Here is an 18,359-nt window from a genome sequence, read left to right on the forward strand (position 1 = left end):
CTGCTCATTATAACGATGCAAAGGTGCTCAGTTAATATTCTGGTAAGAAAACTGTGAGATTCCATTTCAGCATCGATGTTGCGCCGAGCGGAAATGTTCGTCAGCTCTGACGTAACCGATCCCGCTCGGCTTCCTCGACGATCCAGTCATGCACGGCCTGGATGCGGCCATCATCCAGGGTGCCGTGGGGATGGACGATGACGTAGCGCTTGCCGGTCAGTACCCGCTGCGCGAAGGGCGCGATCAGCGTGCCGCGCGACAGCTCGTCGGTGATCAGCGTGCGCCTTGCCATCGCGACTCCCATGCCGGCGATGGCAGCCTCCATCGACAGGTGGTTGCGGTTGAAGGTATAGCCACGCTGAACGTTGATCTCGGGCGCGCCGATGCTGGCCAGATAGAATTCCCACTCGGCGTGGTCGTGACTGCCGCGCCAGGCGGTGATGTCGTGCAGCAGCGGATACCAGGCGAGGTCCTCTGCGCTGCGCAGCGGCGGGCGGCCGCGCATCAGGCCGGGATGGCAGACGGGGAAGATCTCCTCCTCCATCAGGTCGGTGACCTGCATGCCCGGGTAGTGGCCGTCGTTGAGGTCGACTGCCAGCTCGAAATCACCCTCGCGCAGCGGTGAGTCACTGTCCTCGGCGCGCACGTGCAGCTCGATATCCGGAAAGCGTGCCTGTAGGCGCGGCAGCCGGGGCGCCAGCCATTTGGAGAGAAATGACGGCACCGAACGCAACCTGAGCACACCACTCATCAAGCCGCTGCGCAGCCGTTTGACCTCCAGTCCCACCGCGCTATAGGACTGCTCCACGACACGCGCCAGTCGAGCGCCTTCTCCTGTCAGCTCGAGTCCGCGTGAACGACGCAGAAACAGCTTGAAGCCCAGCCGCTCCTCCAGCTGCTTGATCTGCTGACTCACCGCGCCCGTGGTGACGTGCAGTTCTTCCGCCGCACGCGTGAAGGAGCCATGACGTGCGGCGCAGGCGAATACCTGCAGCCAGGCATGGGTCTGACCATTCAGGTGGCGCAGGCTCGGTGTGGTGGCGGGCGTGCCGGTCGCCGTCGGCGGCACGACGGGGCCAGTACCAGGCGTGTTGTCGAGAGAAGACGTCATGGGCGGGTCTCATGCAAGCGCTGGAGGCAGATAGTGAGGGAGAAGCCGCGATGGCCAGATGCAGATGGCGGTGATAGCTAAAGGCATCAGGGCACAAGGTGGCGCGAAGAGCATAGTTTACGCCGTTTTTGATGCATAGGGTTTAGTCAGGCTAAACCCACGACCAATTTTTATGGTTTGTCGCGTCCCGCCCCCATCCATCATCATTGCCTCATCCACTGGCAGGCGCTCAGGCGCGGCGAGTTTCCGAGATGAGGTGTTGTCATGTCCATCAGTGTATTTGATCTCTTCAAGGTCGGTGTCGGCCCCTCCAGCTCGCACACCGTCGGCCCGATGCGTGCTGCCGCGCAGTTCGTCGAGACCCTGCGCTCGCGTGACCAGCTGGAGCGCGTGGCGCGAATCGAGGTGCAGTTGCATGGTTCGCTGTCTGCCACTGGCGTAGGCCACGGCACCGACAAGGCGACCATTCTCGGTCTGATGGGCGAGCTGCCGGAAACGATCGACCCTGCGATCATCGACCCCTGCATCGAAGAGCTGCTGGAGTCCCAGACACTGCTGCTCGACAACCGCATCGCGGTGCCCTTCGTGTGGGTACGTGACATGCAGTGGCACGATGCGCCGCTGCCGTATCACCCCAATGCCATGCGTCTGATCGCCTACGGCCATCGCGATGAGCTGTATCGCAATGTCTATTACTCGGTGGGCGGCGGTTTCGTGGTCGACGAAGTCGAGGCTGCGCGTGACCCGCTGCTGGAAGACGAAAGCCTGCGTCTGCCGTATGAATTCAACACCGCCGATGAGCTGCTGGCGCTGTGTCGCATGCACAAGATGCGCATCAGCGAGCTGATGATGGCCAACGAATGTGCGCTGCGCAGTGAGACCCAGGTGCGTCGTGGGCTATGGCGCATCTGGGAAGTGATGAACGAGTGCATCGACAACGGCCTGACGCACGAAGGCGTGCTGCCCGGCGGGCTCAACGTAAAGCGCCGTGCCAAGCGACTGCATGCGCGTCTGCTGGATGTGGAATCCAGCAAGTCGATCATCACCTCGACCTTCTCGGCGATGGACTGGGTCAACCTGTTCGCGCTGGCGGTCAATGAAGAGAACGCGGCCGGTGGTCGCATGGTGACGGCGCCGACCAATGGCGCGGCCGGCATCATTCCGGCGGTGCTCAGCTATTACATGAAATTCCAGGAAGATGCTCGCGAGGAGGACGTGGTCGACTTCCTGCTCACGGCAGCCTCGGTGGGCATCCTGTGCAAGAAGAACGCCTCCATCTCCGGCGCGGAAGTCGGCTGTCAGGGCGAGGTGGGTTCTGCCTGCGCCATGGCGGCCGCCGGGCTTGCCGAGCTGATGGGCGCGACGCCGGAGCAGGTCGAGAACGCGGCGGAAATCGGTCTCGAACACAATCTGGGACTGACCTGTGACCCGATCGGCGGCCTGGTGCAGATTCCCTGCATCGAGCGCAATGCGATTGCCTCGGTCAAGGCGATCAATGCCGCCCAGATGGCGATGTGCGGCGATGGCGATCACTTCGTCTCGCTGGACAAGGCGATCCGCACCATGCGTGACACCGGCCGCGACATGCAGGACAAGTACAAGGAGACCTCCAAGGGCGGTCTCGCGGTCAACGCCATCGAATGCTGATGCGCCCAGTAGTCACTGACAGGTTCCGTGACCTGGACTGGATTGAGTCTGACTGAATTGAGTCTGCGTGAATTTAACCCGCGCGATGTGAACCTGTGTAATGTGAGCCTGAGTCGAACTGCCATGACTTTCCGCCGGAGGCCAGCCGCCTCCGGCCAAACCCGTTGTCTCTTGTCAGGTACATGATCTCCGGCCAGAGGTCATGATCTCGGCAACCCTCGTTGACGCCTCTTCGGCGCGGTATTCCGCGACGGACAGGCGTCTTTTTTATGGCGGGAATTGCGCTCATCTCGACGGTTCGGCTTTGGCTGGTGGGGGAGTCTGCCGGCCTCGAGATGTCTCGGGAGGGCTGCGTTGTAAAGAAGTCGCTGATATATCGGCTATTGGTCGAGTGAGCGCGCTTGCCGCTGGCAGCGCGCCTCTCGCTATTCTAGTTTACGTTAACGTCAGTTGCGCCGTTCGCAACGATGGCGCATATCAAGGGCCTGTGGATAGCGCCTGTTGATGCTGCGTGTCGATGACGAGCCGCGATGTTGCGGGCATCCGCGCTGACGAACTGCCCTCATGTCTCTTGGAAGACACAGACCACCGGCTTGCCGGTCAGGACGGAGTACTGACATGCCATCACCGCCCATTCAGGGGCCGCGTGCCAGCGGGGGCGCATCAGCGACGGCCCCGATTCTCGAGACGCGTGGCTTGAGCAAGGACTTTCGAGGTTTCACGGCCGTCGATGACGTCAATCTCCAGGTGCAGGAAGGGCATATCCATGCCCTGATCGGCCCCAATGGCGCCGGCAAGACGACAGTCTTCAATCTGCTGACGCGCTTTCTACCGGCCACCCGCGGCGAGATTCTCTATCGCGGCAAATCCATCACTCGCATGAAGTCGCATGAGATCGCGCGCCTGGGGTTGGTGCGCTCCTTCCAGATATCGGCGGTGTTTTCCCAGATAACGGTGCTCGAGAACGTGCGGGTCGCCCTGCAACGCCCCCAGGGCACCTCGTTTCATTTCTGGAAGCCGGAACGCAGCCTCGACAGCCTGAACGAGCAGGCGCTGCATCTGCTGGAGCAGGTAGGGCTGCGCGATGACGCCCACCGTGTGACCGCCAGTCTGCCCTATGGCCGCAAGCGCGCGCTGGAGCTGGCGACCACGCTGGCGCTTGAGCCCACGGTGATGCTGCTGGACGAGCCGACCCAGGGCATGGGCGCCGAGGATGTGGACCGCGTGGTCGAGCTGATTCGTGTCGCGGCGCGGGGCCGTACGGTGCTGATGGTCGAGCACAATCTGAGCGTGGTCAGCCGTCTGTGCGATCGCATCAGCGTGCTGGCGCGCGGCCGGGTGCTGGCGGAAGGCGATTACGCCAGCGTGTCGGCCAACCCCGAGGTGCGTGAAGCGTATCTGGGCAGTGAAGCGCCCGAGTCCACGGCGGATGAGCACAAGGAGGTTTCATGACGGTGGTTATGGAGCAGGCGACGGACAGGCAAGCCTCGACGGCCGACTCGCCGCTGGGGGAAGAGCAGCTCTGCCTGCGCGAGCTGAACGCCTGGTATGGCGAGTCCCATGTGCTGCATGGCGTCAACATGACGGTGCGGCGCGGCGAACTGGTGACCTTGCTGGGGCGCAACGGGGCCGGTCGCAGCAGCACGCTGCGCGCGATCATGAACATGGTCGGCCGGCGCAGCGGAGAGATTCTCATCAAGGGGCAGGACAGCATGGGGCTGGCGCCGCATCGCATCGCCCATCTCGGTGTCGGCTTCTGCCCCGAGGAGCGTGGCATCTTCGCCAGCCTGAGCGTCGAGGAGAATCTGCTGCTGCCACCGCTGGTCAGGAGCACAGGACATGACCAGAGCCAGAGCCAGAGCCAGGGCCAGGGCATGTCGCTGGATGAGCTCTATGCGCTGTTCCCCAATCTGCATGAGCGGCGCACCAGTCAGGGCACGCGCCTCTCCGGTGGCGAGCAGCAGATGCTGGCGTTGGCGCGCATCCTGCGCACCGGGGCGGACCTGCTGCTGCTGGATGAGATCACCGAGGGTCTGGCGCCGGTCATCAACCAGAAGCTGGCCGAAGTGCTGATGATGCTGAAGGCGCGCGGCATGACCATCGTGCTGGTGGAGCAGAACTTCCGCTTTGCCGCACCGCTGGCCGACCGTCATTACCTGATGGAGCACGGCACCATTCTGGAAGAGATCAGCGCGGCCGAATTGCCGGCCCGCCACGAATATCTGCACAAGGTACTGGGGGTCTGAGCTCCCGCTCGGGCTGAGCTGCACAGGGCTGGCCGCCATGCACGGCCTTTGCACTCGTCCATCTGAAGTCCGTACGTCTCGCCACAACAATCACAATATTGCCGGGAAACCGGTCTGGAGATGTCATGCACGCCACCGCTTCATCCAACGCCACTGCTACATCCAACGCCACCGTTTCATGCAACACCACTCCTGTCGCATCACCGTTGTCACGCCGCATCACGGCGGCCACTCGCCGGCGCCTGTTGCCGCTGTCCGCGCTCATGATGGGGTCACTGTTGTCGGCGGGAATCGCGCAGGCCGATATCAGCGACGGCGTGATCAAGATCGGCTATCTGGCCGACATGTCGGGCACCTATCGTGACCTGGCAGGACCGGGCGGCCTCGATGCGCTCAAGATGGCGGTCGAGGACTTCGGCGGCAGCGTCAACGGCATGCCGATCGAGGTATTGAGTGCCGATGACCGCAACAGCGCCGATGTCGGCGCCAATACGGTGCGCGGCTGGATCGATCAGCAGAATGTCGACATGGTCGCCGGACTGGTGGCCTCATCGGTGAGCATCGCGGTGACGCGGATTCTCGCCGAACAGGACACGCTGGGAATCGTCTCCGGCTCGGCGGCTTCCAGCATCACCAATGAGCATTGCACGCCCAATCATGTCCACTGGGTGTATGACACCTACCCGCTGGCGCATGGCACGGCCAAGGCGATCGTCGATGAAGGCGGCGATAGCTGGTTCCTTTTGACCGCGGACTACGCCTTCGGTCATGCCCTGGAAGGCGATGTGGAAAAGGTGGTGAACGAGAACGGCGGCACCATCGTCGGCAAGGTACGTCATCCGTTCCCGACCAGTGATTTCTCCTCCTACATCCTGCAGGCGCAGGGCTCCGGGGCCAAGATCGTCGGGTTGGCCAACGCCGGGTCGGACACCGTCAATGCGCTGACCACGGCGAGCCAGTTCGGCGTGGTGCAGGCCGGGCAGTCGCTGGCGGGGCTGTTGATCTTCCTCAATGACGTGCATGCCCTGGGGCTTGAGGTGGCGCAGGGGCTGCAGCTCACCACCGGCTGGTACTGGGACCTCAATGACGAGACACGTGCCTGGTCCCAGCGCTATCACGAGCGCAATGAGCGCATGCCGACCATGGTGCAGGCCGGTATCTACTCCAGCACCCTGCATTACCTGAATGCGGTCGCGGCCACCGGCAGCGATGACACCGCCACCGTGCGCGCCAAGATGGGCGAGACGCCGGTCAACGACATGTTCGCCAACAACGGCACCATCCGTGCCGATGGGCGCATGGTGCACGACATGTATCTGGTCAAGGTCAAGGCGCCCTCCGACTCCCAAGGCGAGTGGGATGTCTATGACGTGATCCGCACCATTCCCGGCGCTGAAGCCTACCGACCGCTGGCGGACAGCCAGTGCGAGCTGGTCAAGGGCTGAAGCCGAACGTCAGTCGAGTCGCTGAGGCGTATGGCATGGCGCTGCCGGTCGGATGATCGGCAGTGCCGAGCGGCTGACGCGAATGGGCGCTGAAAAGGAATGTGCGGATGACCATGATTTTTGGAATACCCCTGATGGTGCTGTTCGGTCAGCTGATGCTGGGGCTGATCAACGGTGCCTTCTATGCATTGCTGAGCCTGGGGCTGGCGGTGATCTTCGGTCTATTGCGCATCATCAACTTCGCGCATGGTGCCCAGTACATGCTGGGCGCCTTCGCGGCGCTGCTGGGAGCGCAATATCTGGGGCTCAACTACTGGACGGCGCTGATCGTGGTGCCGCTGGTGGTGGGAGCATTGGGCATCGTGGTCGAGCGTCTGCTGCTGCGGCGCATCCAGCATCTTGATCACCTCTATGGCCTGTTGCTGACCTTCGGGCTGGCGCTGATCTTCGAGGGCACGCTGGTGAATCTGTTCGGTGTCTCGGGGTCGAGCTATCCGATCCCCGAGGCGCTGAGTGGCGGCTTCAAGCTGAGCTTCATGTTCCTGCCCACCTACCGCGCCTGGGTGCTGGTGGCGGCGTTGGTGGTCTGCTTCGGAGTCTGGTTCCTGATCGAGCGCACGCGCCTCGGTGCCTATCTGCGCGCGGGAACCGAGAATCCCGAGCTGGTGCAGGCCTTCGGCATCAATGTGCCCTTGATGGTGTCGCTGACCTACGGACTCGGTGTGGCGCTTGCCGCCTTCGCCGGCGTGCTGGCCGCGCCCCTGTATCCCGTCTCGCCGACCATGGGCTCGAGCCTGCTGATCGTGGTGTTCGCGGTGGTGGTCATCGGCGGGATGGGCTCGATTCTCGGTGCCATCCTCACCGGGCTCGCGATGGGGCTGATCGAGGGGCTGACCAAGGTGTTCTATCCCGAGGCTGCCAATACCGTGATCTTCGTGGTGATGGTGATGGTGTTGATGCTTCGCCCTGCCGGGCTGTTCGGAAAGGAGGCCTGACATGGCCGTACTGCAACAGGATCACCAGGCCGCGCGTGCAGGCAGCGCGCCGCGCAGAATCACCCCGCTGGGCGTGCTGTATCTCGTGCTGTTCCTGCTCGGGTTGCTGGCACCCTGGGTCGCCTATCCCGTCTTTCTGATGAAGATTCTGTGCTTTGCGCTGTTCGCCAGCGCCTTCAATCTGCTGCTCGGCTTCGTGGGGCTGCTGTCCTTCGGGCATGCCGCCTTCCTGGCCACGGGCGCCTATATCACCGGCTTCTTGCTCGCGGAATACCCGGGCCTGAGTCCGGCGCTGGGCATCGTGGCCGGTACGCTCGGCGCGGTAGTGCTGGGGACGCTGTTCGGGGCGCTGGCCATCCGACGGCAGGGCATCTACTTCGCGATGATCACGCTGGCCCTGGCCCAGATGATGTTCTTCTTCTTCATCCAGGCGCCGTTCACCCACGGGGAAGATGGCCTGCATGGCGTGCCGCGCGGTGAGCTGTTCGGCGTGTTCGATCTGGCGAACAACCACACCCTCTATTACTTCGTGTTCGCGATCTTCGTGGCGGCCTTTGCCCTGATCCGGCGCGTGGTGCATTCCCCCTTCGGTCAGGTGCTGAAGGCCATCCGCGAGAATGAACCGCGCGCCATCTCGCTGGGCTATCACACCGATGCCTACAAGCTGGTGGCCTTCGTGCTGTCGGCGGGGCTGGCAGGCCTGGCGGGAGCGACCAAGACGCTGGTGTTCCAGCTCGCCTCGCTGGGTGATGCCAGCTGGCACATGTCGGGGGAGGTGATCCTGATGACATTGCTGGGCGGCGTCGGCACGCTGCTCGGGCCACTGGTGGGCTCCGGGCTGGTCATCGGGCTGCAGCATCAGTTGGCGCAATCCGCGCTGGGGGATTGGGTCAGCGTGATTCTGGGCGCCATCTTCGTGGTCTGCGTGCTCAGCTTCCGCAGCGGCATCATCGGTGAATGTCAGCGCTGGATCGCGCGTCGTCAGCAGCGGGAAGAAAAATGAGTGGCGAGAAGCGAGATCAGCAAGAAGGAGTGAGCGGCCCATCGTGCTCTGAAGCAAAGACATCAATGACTTGCCGCTGTCTGCTGGCATAAAAAAAGTCCACCCCAAATAGGGTGGACTTAAATGCCATTGTATATCGAGGGGGATACGCCGGTCCCGGATCCTCGACTCAGCAATGAGCACGCCATGCGAGATAGCCGCCATTTGCCATCTCGCTGTATAGATTGCATGCCCGATGCCAGCTTTTTGGTATTCCCAATAAAAACAATGGCTTGAGGTATTGGTGCCTGTTTGTGGGCTGCCAGGTGGCGGTCAGATGAGTCGAGCCGTGCGCGCTGTTGGGCGATTCATGGTGCGTTGCAGCATGGTTGTGCACCAAATGCGTGCCGTTTTTCGAGCATATCCGTACGTCATCAATAACTTATGTGGCTTGCGGGTGTGGATAGCGGGTGTGGATAGCGGGTTTGGCTAGCAGGCATCGTCTGCCCGCTGGCACTGTATCTGTACCTCGCCGCCAGCCAGACGCACAGGCCACACCGTCAATGCGAGTGTGTCGTCGTCCAGGCATTGGCCATCACTGAGTCGATAGCGCTGCTTGTAGAGTGGCGAGATCACCAGTGGCTCTCCGGCGTGATCACCCAGCAGGCCACGGGCAATCACGTTGGCGCCTGACACCGGATCATGATGGTCGATGGCGAACAGCGTGAGGTCGTCGCTGTCGGCTGTGGCCGGCAGCGTGAACAGGGCGATCTGGCGGACCTGGCCGTCCGCCTCAAGCCAGGCGGCCACGCCGGAGCCCGGCACCAGGTCCTCGCGCTGGCAGAGTGTCACCCAGCGTAGCGGCGTCTGTGCCGCGGCAGAGGTGTCCTGTGTTGCAGAGGACGGGCTGGAGAGCGGATCGGTAGATGTCGTGGCGAGTGCAGGCGATGTCATGAGCGTACCTCCGTGGCCAGGTGGGTCGTTGACTGATGTTCTGCCACTGCTTCGCGGGCGCCACCGTCGCTGATGATCAGATTGCCACTGGCCAGTTCATCGCGGCTGGCGGGGCGAATCTGGTCGCGCTCGACGATATTGACCACGTCAGGGTCCGGGCGCTGGTCATTCACGTAGCTGCGGAAGCGCTTGAGTTTCTCGGGGCTCTTGAGCGCATTGGCCCATTCGCATTCGTAGCGGTCCACCACCTGCTGCATCTGCTCTTCGAGGGTCTCGCCGAGCCCCAGACTGTCCTCGAGAATCACCTCTTTCAGATAGTCGAGGCCGCCTTCGAGGCCCTCGCGCCAGACGGAGGTGCGCTGCAGGCGGTCGGCGGTGCGGATGTAGAACATCAGGAAGCGGTCGATGGTGCGGATCAGGCTCTCGTCATCCAGGTCGGTCGCGAACAGCTCGGCATGACGCGGGCGCATGCCGCCGTTGCCGCAGACATAGAGGTTCCAGCCGTTCTCGGTGGCGATCACGCCGACATCCTTGCTCTGGGCCTCGGCGCATTCACGGGTGCAGCCGGAGACGGCGAACTTGAGCTTGTGCGGGGAACGCAGGCCCTTGTAGCGGTCTTCCAGCGTCAGCGACATCGCCATGCTGTCCTGCACGCCATAGCGACACCAGGTGCTGCCGATGCAGGATTTCACCGTGCGGGTGGACTTGCCGTAGGCGTGGCCGGTCTCGAAGCCGGCGGCGATCAGCTCGCTCCAGATGTCCGGCAGTTCATGCAGCTGGGCACCGAAGAGGTCGATACGCTGACCGCCGGTGATCTTGGTATAGAGGTTGTAGCGCTTGCCGATCTCGCCGATGGCGATCAGCTTGTCCGGCGTGATCTCGCCGCCGGGGATGCGTGGCACCACGGAATAGGTGCCGTTCTTCTGCATGTTGGCCATGAAGGTGTCATTGGTGTCCTGCAGCGGAATGTGCGAGGACTCGGTGATCGGCGCGTTCCAGCACGAGGCCAGAATCGAGCCCACCGCCGGCTTGCATATCTCGCAGCCCAGGGCATCCGGATGGCGGCCGTGGCTGGCCATCAGCTCGGCGAAGGTCTCGATGCCTTCGACGCGCACCAGCGAGTAGAGCTCCTGACGCGTGTGCGCGAAGTGCTCGCACAGTGAGCGATCGACCTCGACGCCACGACTTTCCAGCTCGGCATCCACTACCTTCTTGAGCAGCGCCGCACAGCCTCCGCAGCCGGTGCTGGCCTTGGTACAGGCCTTGATGGCGCCCAGATCACTGTTGCCGGCATCGATGGCGCTGCAGACATCGCCCTTGGAGACGTTGTGGCAGGAACACAGCGTGGCACTGTCGGGCAGGGCATCCGCGCCCAGCGTGATGGCTTCGCCACTGGCATCCGGCAGGATGAGTGCCGCCGGGTCCTTGGGCGCCGCGATGCCATTGGTGACGTACTGCAGCAGGGTGTCGTAGCGCGAGTTGTCGCCGATCAGCACCGCGCCCAGCACCTGCTTGCGGTCCTGCGAGACGATCAGGCGACGATAGACGCCGTCGGCCTCGTCACAGTAGCGATAGCTGATCGCGCCCTCGGTCTTGCCGTGGGCGTCACCGATGGAACCGACATCCACGCCCAGCAGCTTGAGCTTGGTGGACATGTCGGCGCCCTGGAAGCGGAAGCTCTCCTGAGAGGCGCTTGCGGCATCGCCAGCGCTGGCGGCCAGCAGGGACGCCACGCCGCGGGCCATCTGATAGCCCGGCGCGACCAGACCGAAGATGCGCGATTGCCACAGGGCGCACTCGCCGATGGCGAAGATTTCCGGGTCTGAGGTGCGGCATTCGTCATCGATGATGATGCCGCCGCGCTCGCCGATCTCGAGGCTGGCGCTGCGTGCCAGCGCGTCCTGAGGGCGGATGCCGGCAGAGAACACGATCAGGTCGGTCTCCAGATACTCGCCATCGGAGAAGTTCATCCGCCACTGATGGTGCTCGCCGGGCACGATGTCGGTGGTGGCGCGATTGAGGTGCACCCCCACGCCCAGCGCAGTGATGTGTTGCTTGAGCGCAAGGCCGCCATCCTCATCCAGCTGCACCGGCATCAGGCGTGGCGCGAATTCGACGACATGCGCTTCCAGGCCGAGTGACTTGAGGGCGTTGGCGGCTTCCAGCCCCAGCAGGCCACCGCCGACCACCACGCCGTGTGTCTTGCCATCGGCGGCAGCGCGAATCTGATCAAGATCCTCCAGGGTGCGGTAGACCAGACGATTGCTGGCGGCGGCCTCGCTTCCCGGCTCACCAAGGCCCTGGATGGGCGGCACGAAGGGGGTCGAGCCGGTCGCCAGCACCAGGCTGTCGTAGGGGTAGCGCCCGCGCGAGGTGATGACATGGCCGCCATCGCGGTCGATGGCGGTGACACACTCGTCGAGGTGCAGGGTGACGCCCGCCTTGCGGTAGTCGTCGGCGGTGCCGAGCGCGAGAGATTCGGCATCACGCCCGGTGAAATACTCCGAGAGATGCACGCGGTCGTAGGCGATGTGGCGTTCTTCGCCGAAGACATGAATCTGGTAGTGCGCGGTGGCGCCCAGTGCGATCAGCTGCTCGACGCAGTGATGGCCAACCATGCCATTGCCGATGATGATCAGGTGTTTCATGCGGCCTCCTCGAAGGTGTCAGGGGTGTTGTCGGTCTTGTCTGTGGTGTCGCGATCACGATGCTGGTCTGTCATGTCTTGAGTGCCCGGCTTGCCGCTGGGGTCATCGGGCGCCGTCGGCGGGCCGTCCTGGGTCAGTCCTGCCAGGGCTTCTGCCGGCATCAGCAGGAGGTCTTCGCGAATCCGGGCCAGTGGCGTGCCGGCCTTGAGCGCTTCGAACAGGGCGTTGCCGGCACTGACGTCGCCGTAGAGCACCACGCCGACCAGGCGCTCCTCGCGCAGCAGCAGTCGGCGGTAGTCGCCCAGGGCGTGGTCCTGATAGACCAGCACCTCGTCATTCGGCTGGGGGGCAAGCTCGCCGCAGCTATAGAGGTCGATGCCGCTGACCTTGAGGCGCGTCGCCAGTGGCGCATTGCGATAGGGCGGAGTCGGTTGCGCGAGAAGCTGGCGGGCGAGCACTTCGATCTGCGCCCAGATGGGCTCGATCAGGCCGAAGGTCTCGCCATCCACCTCACAGCATTCGCCCAGCGCATGAATGTGCGGATCGCTCGTGAGCAGATGGCCATCGACCTGGATGGCGCGCTGACAGGCCAGCCCTGAAGCACGCGCAAGTTCGATTTCGGGGCGAATGCCGGTGGCGGCGATGGTCAGTCCGGCGTGAAGTTCGCGGCCATCCGTGAGGCGCACGCCGCTGATGCGGCCCGCCGGGGACTCGAGCCACTCTTCGAGGTGCGCGCCAGTGATGATGTCGAGGCCGCGCTCGCGAAGCTCCTGCTCCAGCAGTCCGGCCGCGACCTGATCCAGTTGACGGTTCATCAGGCGCTCGCTGCGCTGCAGCAGCGTCACCTCAAGGCCACCCTTGCGCAGGCCCTCGGCGGCCTCGAGTCCGAGCAGCCCGCCGCCGATGACCAGTGCGCCGGCGCCCGCCTGCCGTCCGGCAAGACAGGCGGCCTGCATCTGCTCGACATCCTTCAGGTCGCGAAAGCCCATCAGTCCCGGCGGCCAGCCATTGGCGGACGACGCCTCTGGCAGGTGAGCGGGCAGAGGCAGGGGCAGCGCCGGCCGTGAGCCGGTCGCGATCACCAGCCGCTGATAGGGGATGCGGCCACCGCTGGCGGTCTCGACACAGCGGGCGGTGCGATCGATCTGGCTGACGGGATCGCCGCTGATCCGTGTGATGGCGTGCCGCGAGAACCAGTCGGCCTGCTGGCTGATCAGGCCTTCGGTTCGTGTCTCGCCGGCCAATAGCGGCGAGAGCTGAATGCGGTTGTAGGGGAGGTGGGGCTCCTCGCCGATCACCGTGACCGGCCAGGGAAGCTGCTGATCAGGGCTCAGCGAGACCAGCTGTTCCAGCAGCTTCTGCGCCGCCATGCCGTGGCCGATGATGACCAGTGCTGGCGTAGGCTCGCGGGTGGTAGATGACGGATGCATTCTGCCTCCTTGCGCTGACGTTCTGGACGCATAAAAAAAGCGCCTGCTTGCCGCCGTGATGATCACGACGTCAAGCAGGCGCCTTTGCCTGGAAGATGAGGGCTAAGCATTGGATAGCGAGTTGCAGCTTCAGGTGACGATGTCGCTGTCACCCGCAACTGCGGCAGGTCTGGCGGACCGTTGGCTGCTGCATGTCACTCATCGGAGTGATGCGCTGCGAGACCTGCGATTCGGGGTCGTCATTGACCCAACCTGCCGATACTCAGGCGAATTCGGTGCCGCTTCAGAGAAAGTCGCTATTTTTCATTCACTTGCAGTTGAAGAGGCTCGAGGCGCTGTCCTGCCATGGCAGAGTCGGTCGCGGTTGCGGGAGGCATCAAGGCAGGGATTGGTGCAGTCGCATGCGCTGATGCACATGGCTGGTGCGTCAGTAGTGCCTGGCGCTGGCCGTCTCGCGCTGTTCGGCTCCTGCATCGGTAGATTATGGCGGCCAAGTAATTGTTATTTATGATGATTGGTCAGGGTTGGTCTGTTAAGTGCGTCTGTCAGGTCATTGGTGTGATACCTGATTGAGGGTTCGTGACTCGGCAAGCTTCACTGTTGCGAGACTCGCGAACCGGCCAACGGCGGCTCTTCAATCATGCACGCCATGTCGACGTCTCGAAGACGAGATTGCGCACCCATCGGCATGGCGAGATCGTATTCACCATCAGTTCCATTGTCAGTCTGCAGGGCAGACCAGGACTGACAACGACAGGCAAAGGCGCCTGATGACCGCACATTACGTGGCGGGTCATCAGGCGCCTTTTTTCATGCTTACTGCACCAGGGAGTGATGTCGATGCAGGCCAGCAAGCCCCAGAGCACAAGTGAGTCTTCCTCCTGCAGCGCCTCGACGACCTGCCCGTATTGCGGTGTCGGGTGTGGCGTGTCACTTGAGCTGGAAACCCGGACGCAGGAGGGCGGTGAGCTCAAGCGCAGGATCACCGCCGTCAGCGGCGACAACGACCATCCGGCCAATTACGGGCGTCTGTGCGTCAAGGGGTCTGCGCTTGCCGAGACACTGTCATCCAGCGGCCGTCTGACGCAGCCTCAGATACGCGATGCCGCAGGCGTGCTGCGAGAGGTGAGCTGGGATACGGCGCTGGAGCTGATCGCCGCTCGCTTCGGTGAGCTGCGCAGCACCCATGGTGGGGACAGCATCGCCGCCTATCTGTCGGGGCAGCTGTTGACCGAGGACTATTACCTCGCCAACAAGCTGTTCAAGGGCTTCATCGGCACGCCGCACCTGGATACCAATTCGCGGCTGTGCATGGCCTCGGCGGTCGTGGCGCACAAGCGTGCCTTCGGAGCAGACGCCGTGCCTTGCAGCTACGAGGATCTCGAGCGTGCCGAGCTGGTGGTGCTGGTCGGCAGCAATCTGGCCTGGAATCACCCGGTGCTGTTCCAGCGCCTCAAGCAGGCGCGTATCGACAATCCCTTGCTGCGTATCGTGGTGATCGACCCGCGTCTGACCGACAGCTGCGAGATCGCGGACCTGTATCTGGGCATTCGCCCCGGCAGCGATGCGCGCCTCTTCAATGGCTTGCTGGCCTATATGGCCGAGCGCGGACGCACAGATCGCCTCTATCTGGAGGCTCACACCCAGGGTTTCGATGCGGCGCTCAAGCAGGCGAAGCGTGACGACTGCTCGCTTTCCGCGATTGCGCGGGATTGCGATATCGATGTGGAGCGTCTCGAGACCTTCTATTACTGGTTCGCCACCCAGTTGCACGTGGTCACGCTGTTCTCCCAGGGCGTGAATCAATCGACCAGTGGCACCGACAAGGGCAATGCGATCATCAATTGCCATCTGGCGGGCGGCAAGATCGGGCTGCCGGGGGCGGGGCCGTTCTCCATCACCGGGCAGCCCAATGCGATGGGCGGTCGCGAAGTCGGTGGCCTGGCGAACCAGCTGGCGGCACATATGGATTACGACACGCCGGGCGCGCGGGCGCTGGTCAGCGAGTTCTGGAAGGCACCGAACCTGCCCGAGGGGCCTGGTCACAAGGCGGTCGAGCTGTTCGCGGCGCTGGGGCGTGGCGAGATCAAGGCGCTGTGGGTCATGGCGACCAACCCGGCGGTGAGCCTGCCGGATAGCGCACGAGTGCGTGCGGCGCTGGCGGCCTGCCCGCTGGTGATCGTCTCCGAGTGCATGGCCGACAGTGACACCCTGGCGTACGCCGATGTGGTGCTGCCGGCCAGCAGCTGGAGCGAGAAGGATGGCACCGTCACCAACTCCGAGCGCTGCATCTCGCGCCAGCGTGGCCTGCTCACTCCGCCGGGTGAGGCGCGTCATGACTGGTGGCAGCTGGCGGAGGTCGGCAAGCGCATGGGCTATCAGGAGGCTTTCGACTACTCGGGGCCCCACGCGATCTTTCGTGAGCACGCCCGCCTCTCGGGGTTTCGCAATTCTGCGCCGCGTCTCAAGGCCGGTCGCAAGCCATCGGCGACCTCCTCGGTCAAGCGGCTGTTCAACATCGCGCCGCTGGCGGAGCTGGATCGCGCGGGTTACGACGCGCTCAAGCCGATCCAGTGGCCGGTACGCCGTGGGGAAAAGGGCGAGCTGATCGGCACGCCGCGCCTGTTCGAGGATGCCACCTTCAATACCCCCAATGGGCGCGCACGCCTGGTGCCCGTGGTACCGCAATTGCCGCAACAGGCGCTGAGCGATGCGGCGCCGCTGCGCCTCAATACCGGGCGTATCCGTGATCAGTGGCACACCATGACGCGCACCGCGCGCAGTGCTCGCCTGATGAATCATCGTGCCGAGCCTTTCGTGGAGCTTCATCCGCAGGATGCGGCGGCTCGCGATTTGCAGGATGGCGGTCTCGCGCAGCTCAAGGGGCGTGATGAGCAGGGCGGGCTGCGTGGAGATTATCGGGCTCGCGTCCGCATCAGCAGTGGTCAGCGTCGCGGTGAGGTGTTCATTCCGATGCACTGGAGCGACCACTTCGCGAGTCATGCCCGAGCCGGTGCGCTGCTGGCGGGGCTCGTCGATCCCTTCTCCGGTCAGCCGGAATCCAAGCATGGCGCGGTCGAGGTCGCTCCATTGCCATGCGAGTGGCAAGCCACCTTGTTGATCGCCCCCTCCATCCTGGCCGGGCGTGAGGATCTGGCAGATGCCGTGGCCCAGCTCGATGGACGCTACTGGGCGCGTATTCCGCAATCGGCATTGGTGCGCTACCAGCTGGCAGGTCAGGGGCAGCCGGATTGGCAGCATTGGTGCGAAAGCCATCTGGGTGTCCCGGCGGGGCTCTGGGCACAGGACGCCGCCCAAGGGGGCATCAGCGCAGCGGGCTTTCGTGATGGACGCCTTGTCTGGTGGCTGAAGGTGATGCCGGGTGACGCACACCTCGATCGCCAACCCAATATCGCCTGGCTGGGCGAATGCTTCGCATCAGAGCAGCTCTCCGCGCATGAGCGGCGCAGCCTGCTGGCCGGCCGTCTCTCCGGGCAGGCGGATGTCGGGGCGATGGTCTGCGCCTGTCATCAGGTCGGCGAGCTGACCATTCGCCAGGCCATCCAGTCCGGTGACGGTTCCGTGGAAGCCCTGGGCGCGCGACTGGCCTGCGGCACTCGCTGCGGTTCCTGCCTGCCTGAACTCAAACGTCTTGTGGAAGAGGAGCGATCCGATGAGCGGACTGATTCGTTGGAAATGGCGTGACCTGATGTCGCTATCCAGCAGTGTAGAGTCTCTCGGGATTCTCATGGCACGGCTGACCGACGGCCTGATGTCGCGGCGCGAGTGGCGTGGCGAGAATCGGCAGGCGCCAACGCGCAGCGATGCCAACGGGATTTCTCCCGCCTGGGAGGCGTTTCTTCCAGGGCAGGTCGCGCTGGTGGGCGCGGGGCCGGGGGATCCGGACCTGATGACGCTCAAGGCTTGGCGAATGCTGAATGCCGCGGATGCGGTGGTCTATGACCGCCTGGTCGGCGATGAGATTCTCGCTCAGCTACCGGTGCACTGTGAGCGCTACTACGTCGGCAAGGCCTGCGGCAATCATAGTGTGCCGCAGGATGAGATCGGCGCGCTGATGGTGCGCCTGGCAGGTGAGGGCATGCGAGTCGTGCGCCTCAAGGGCGGTGACCCTGGTGTCTTCGGCCGCATGGGGGAAGAGCTCGCGGCCCTCGATGATGCGGCCATCACGCGTCATATCGTGCCGGGCATCACCGCGGCTTCCGGTGCGGCCGCTGCCCTGGGGATGCCATTGACGGACAGGGCGCATGCACAGCGTCTGCGTTTCGTGACCGCTCAGCTCTGCAGCAAGAGTGAGCAGCCTGAATGGCAGCAGCTGGCGCGTCGCGATGAAACGCTTCTCTTCTATATGGGGCTCAATCGTCTCGAGGTGATCTGTGATGAGTTGCAGCGTCATGGACTGCCGGCGGACTGGCCGATGATGCTGGTCGCCAATGCCAGCCTTCCCGAGCAGCAGACTCTGCACGGCTCGCTCGGCAATATGGTGAGTCGTCTGGCCGAGCATCCATTGCCGACACCGTGCCTAATCATCGTGGGCAGTGTCTGCCAGATGGCGGCGGGGCGAGAGAGTGCGCTGGCCGATACCGTCGCGCATGCAGCGGCTCACATGTCTTGCAGGGAAGTTTTCGAAGAAGCGTGTTGAGAGGGGGGGGGAAGGTGCGCTTGATGGGGTGGCGCTGGAAGCGCTGATAGAAAAGTGGCTGTATATAGGGCGCTCCATGTGATGCCCTTCGAGATGTCGTCCTGATGGCGCTAGAGAAACGCATGGGCCCGCTTTGCACTGTTTTGGACATTACTGCCAAAAAGCCCTTGCCCTCACGGCGGTTCGTGCGTAAAGTACGCATCCGCTGCCGGGGACGCATGGCGTTACCAGCGGTGAAAGA

12 protein-coding genes are annotated in these 18,359 nt (G+C 63.6%); 8 read left to right on the forward strand and 4 right to left on the reverse strand.

From position 1 onward, the window contains the following. Positions 1–100 precede the first annotated feature (100 nt). The gene (locus QD208_RS15720) at positions 101–1,111 is read right to left on the reverse strand and encodes a LysR substrate-binding domain-containing protein (RefSeq protein ID WP_131432742.1); all 1,011 of its coding nucleotides are present in this window, start codon (positions 1,109–1,111) and stop codon (positions 101–103) included. Positions 1,112–1,375: 264 nt separating this feature from the next. On the opposite strand from QD208_RS15720, the gene QD208_RS15725 reads away from it, so the two are divergent. The 6 genes from QD208_RS15725 (at position 1,376) to QD208_RS15750 (ending at position 8,447) form a co-directional block, all read left to right on the forward strand. Further along, positions 1,376–2,758: an L-serine ammonia-lyase gene (locus QD208_RS15725; RefSeq protein ID WP_131432741.1), complete on the forward strand. Its 1,383-nt coding sequence runs from the start codon at positions 1,376–1,378 to the stop codon at positions 2,756–2,758. 618 nt (positions 2,759–3,376) lie between these two features. Further along, positions 3,377–4,210: an ABC transporter ATP-binding protein gene (locus QD208_RS15730; RefSeq protein WP_279837385.1), complete on the forward strand. Its 834-nt coding sequence runs from the start codon at positions 3,377–3,379 to the stop codon at positions 4,208–4,210. 8 nt (positions 4,211–4,218) lie between these two features. Further along, positions 4,219–5,004, forward strand: coding sequence for an ABC transporter ATP-binding protein (locus tag QD208_RS15735; RefSeq protein ID WP_347882010.1), 786 nt, complete (start codon positions 4,219–4,221; stop codon positions 5,002–5,004). A gap of 263 nt (positions 5,005–5,267) precedes the next feature. Then, on the forward strand, positions 5,268–6,449 hold the full coding sequence (locus QD208_RS15740; RefSeq protein WP_279837394.1) for an ABC transporter substrate-binding protein: 1,182 nt from the start codon (positions 5,268–5,270) through the stop codon (positions 6,447–6,449). A gap of 107 nt (positions 6,450–6,556) precedes the next feature. Continuing rightward, a complete protein-coding gene (locus QD208_RS15745; RefSeq protein ID WP_043334657.1) occupies positions 6,557–7,444 on the forward strand; it encodes a branched-chain amino acid ABC transporter permease in 888 nt (295 codons plus the stop codon). Position 7,445: 1 nt separating this feature from the next. Continuing rightward, on the forward strand, positions 7,446–8,447 hold the full coding sequence (locus QD208_RS15750; RefSeq protein ID WP_082388929.1) for a branched-chain amino acid ABC transporter permease: 1,002 nt from the start codon (positions 7,446–7,448) through the stop codon (positions 8,445–8,447). Between the two features lie 468 nt (positions 8,448–8,915). Here the strand turns inward: QD208_RS15750 and nirD are convergent, their stop codons facing one another. The 3 genes from nirD to QD208_RS15765 are packed head-to-tail and all read right to left on the reverse strand — an operon-like array spanning position 8,916 to position 13,458. After that, the gene (gene nirD, locus QD208_RS15755) at positions 8,916–9,380 is read right to left on the reverse strand and encodes a nitrite reductase small subunit NirD (protein ID WP_279837387.1); all 465 of its coding nucleotides are present in this window, start codon (positions 9,378–9,380) and stop codon (positions 8,916–8,918) included. Beyond that, positions 9,377–12,028, reverse strand: a complete 2,652-nt coding sequence (gene nirB / locus QD208_RS15760; protein ID WP_279837388.1) for a nitrite reductase large subunit NirB — start codon at positions 12,026–12,028, stop codon at positions 9,377–9,379. The genes nirD and nirB overlap by 4 nt, the downstream gene beginning before the upstream one ends. Beyond that, positions 12,025–13,458: an FAD-dependent oxidoreductase gene (locus tag QD208_RS15765; RefSeq protein WP_279837389.1), complete on the reverse strand. Its 1,434-nt coding sequence runs from the start codon at positions 13,456–13,458 to the stop codon at positions 12,025–12,027. Before QD208_RS15765 ends, nirB begins: the two co-directional genes overlap by 4 nt. An 840-nt stretch (positions 13,459–14,298) precedes the next feature. Here QD208_RS15765 and QD208_RS15770 point away from each other — a divergent pair. Together QD208_RS15770 and cobA are read left to right on the forward strand one after the other, a co-directional pair. Next, positions 14,299–17,163 (forward strand): molybdopterin-dependent oxidoreductase, encoded by a 2,865-nt coding sequence (locus QD208_RS15770; protein ID WP_279837390.1) that lies wholly within the window; start codon positions 14,299–14,301, stop codon positions 17,161–17,163. Beyond that, positions 17,132–18,118, forward strand: a complete 987-nt coding sequence (gene cobA / locus QD208_RS15775) for a uroporphyrinogen-III C-methyltransferase (protein ID WP_279837391.1) — start codon at positions 17,132–17,134, stop codon at positions 18,116–18,118. The genes QD208_RS15770 and cobA overlap by 32 nt, the downstream gene beginning before the upstream one ends. Positions 18,119–18,359: the final 241 nt, after the last annotated feature.

The sequence above is a fragment of the Cobetia sp. 29-18-1 genome (genome assembly GCF_029846405.1).
GTDB lineage: Bacteria > Pseudomonadota > Gammaproteobacteria > Pseudomonadales > Halomonadaceae > Cobetia > Cobetia amphilecti.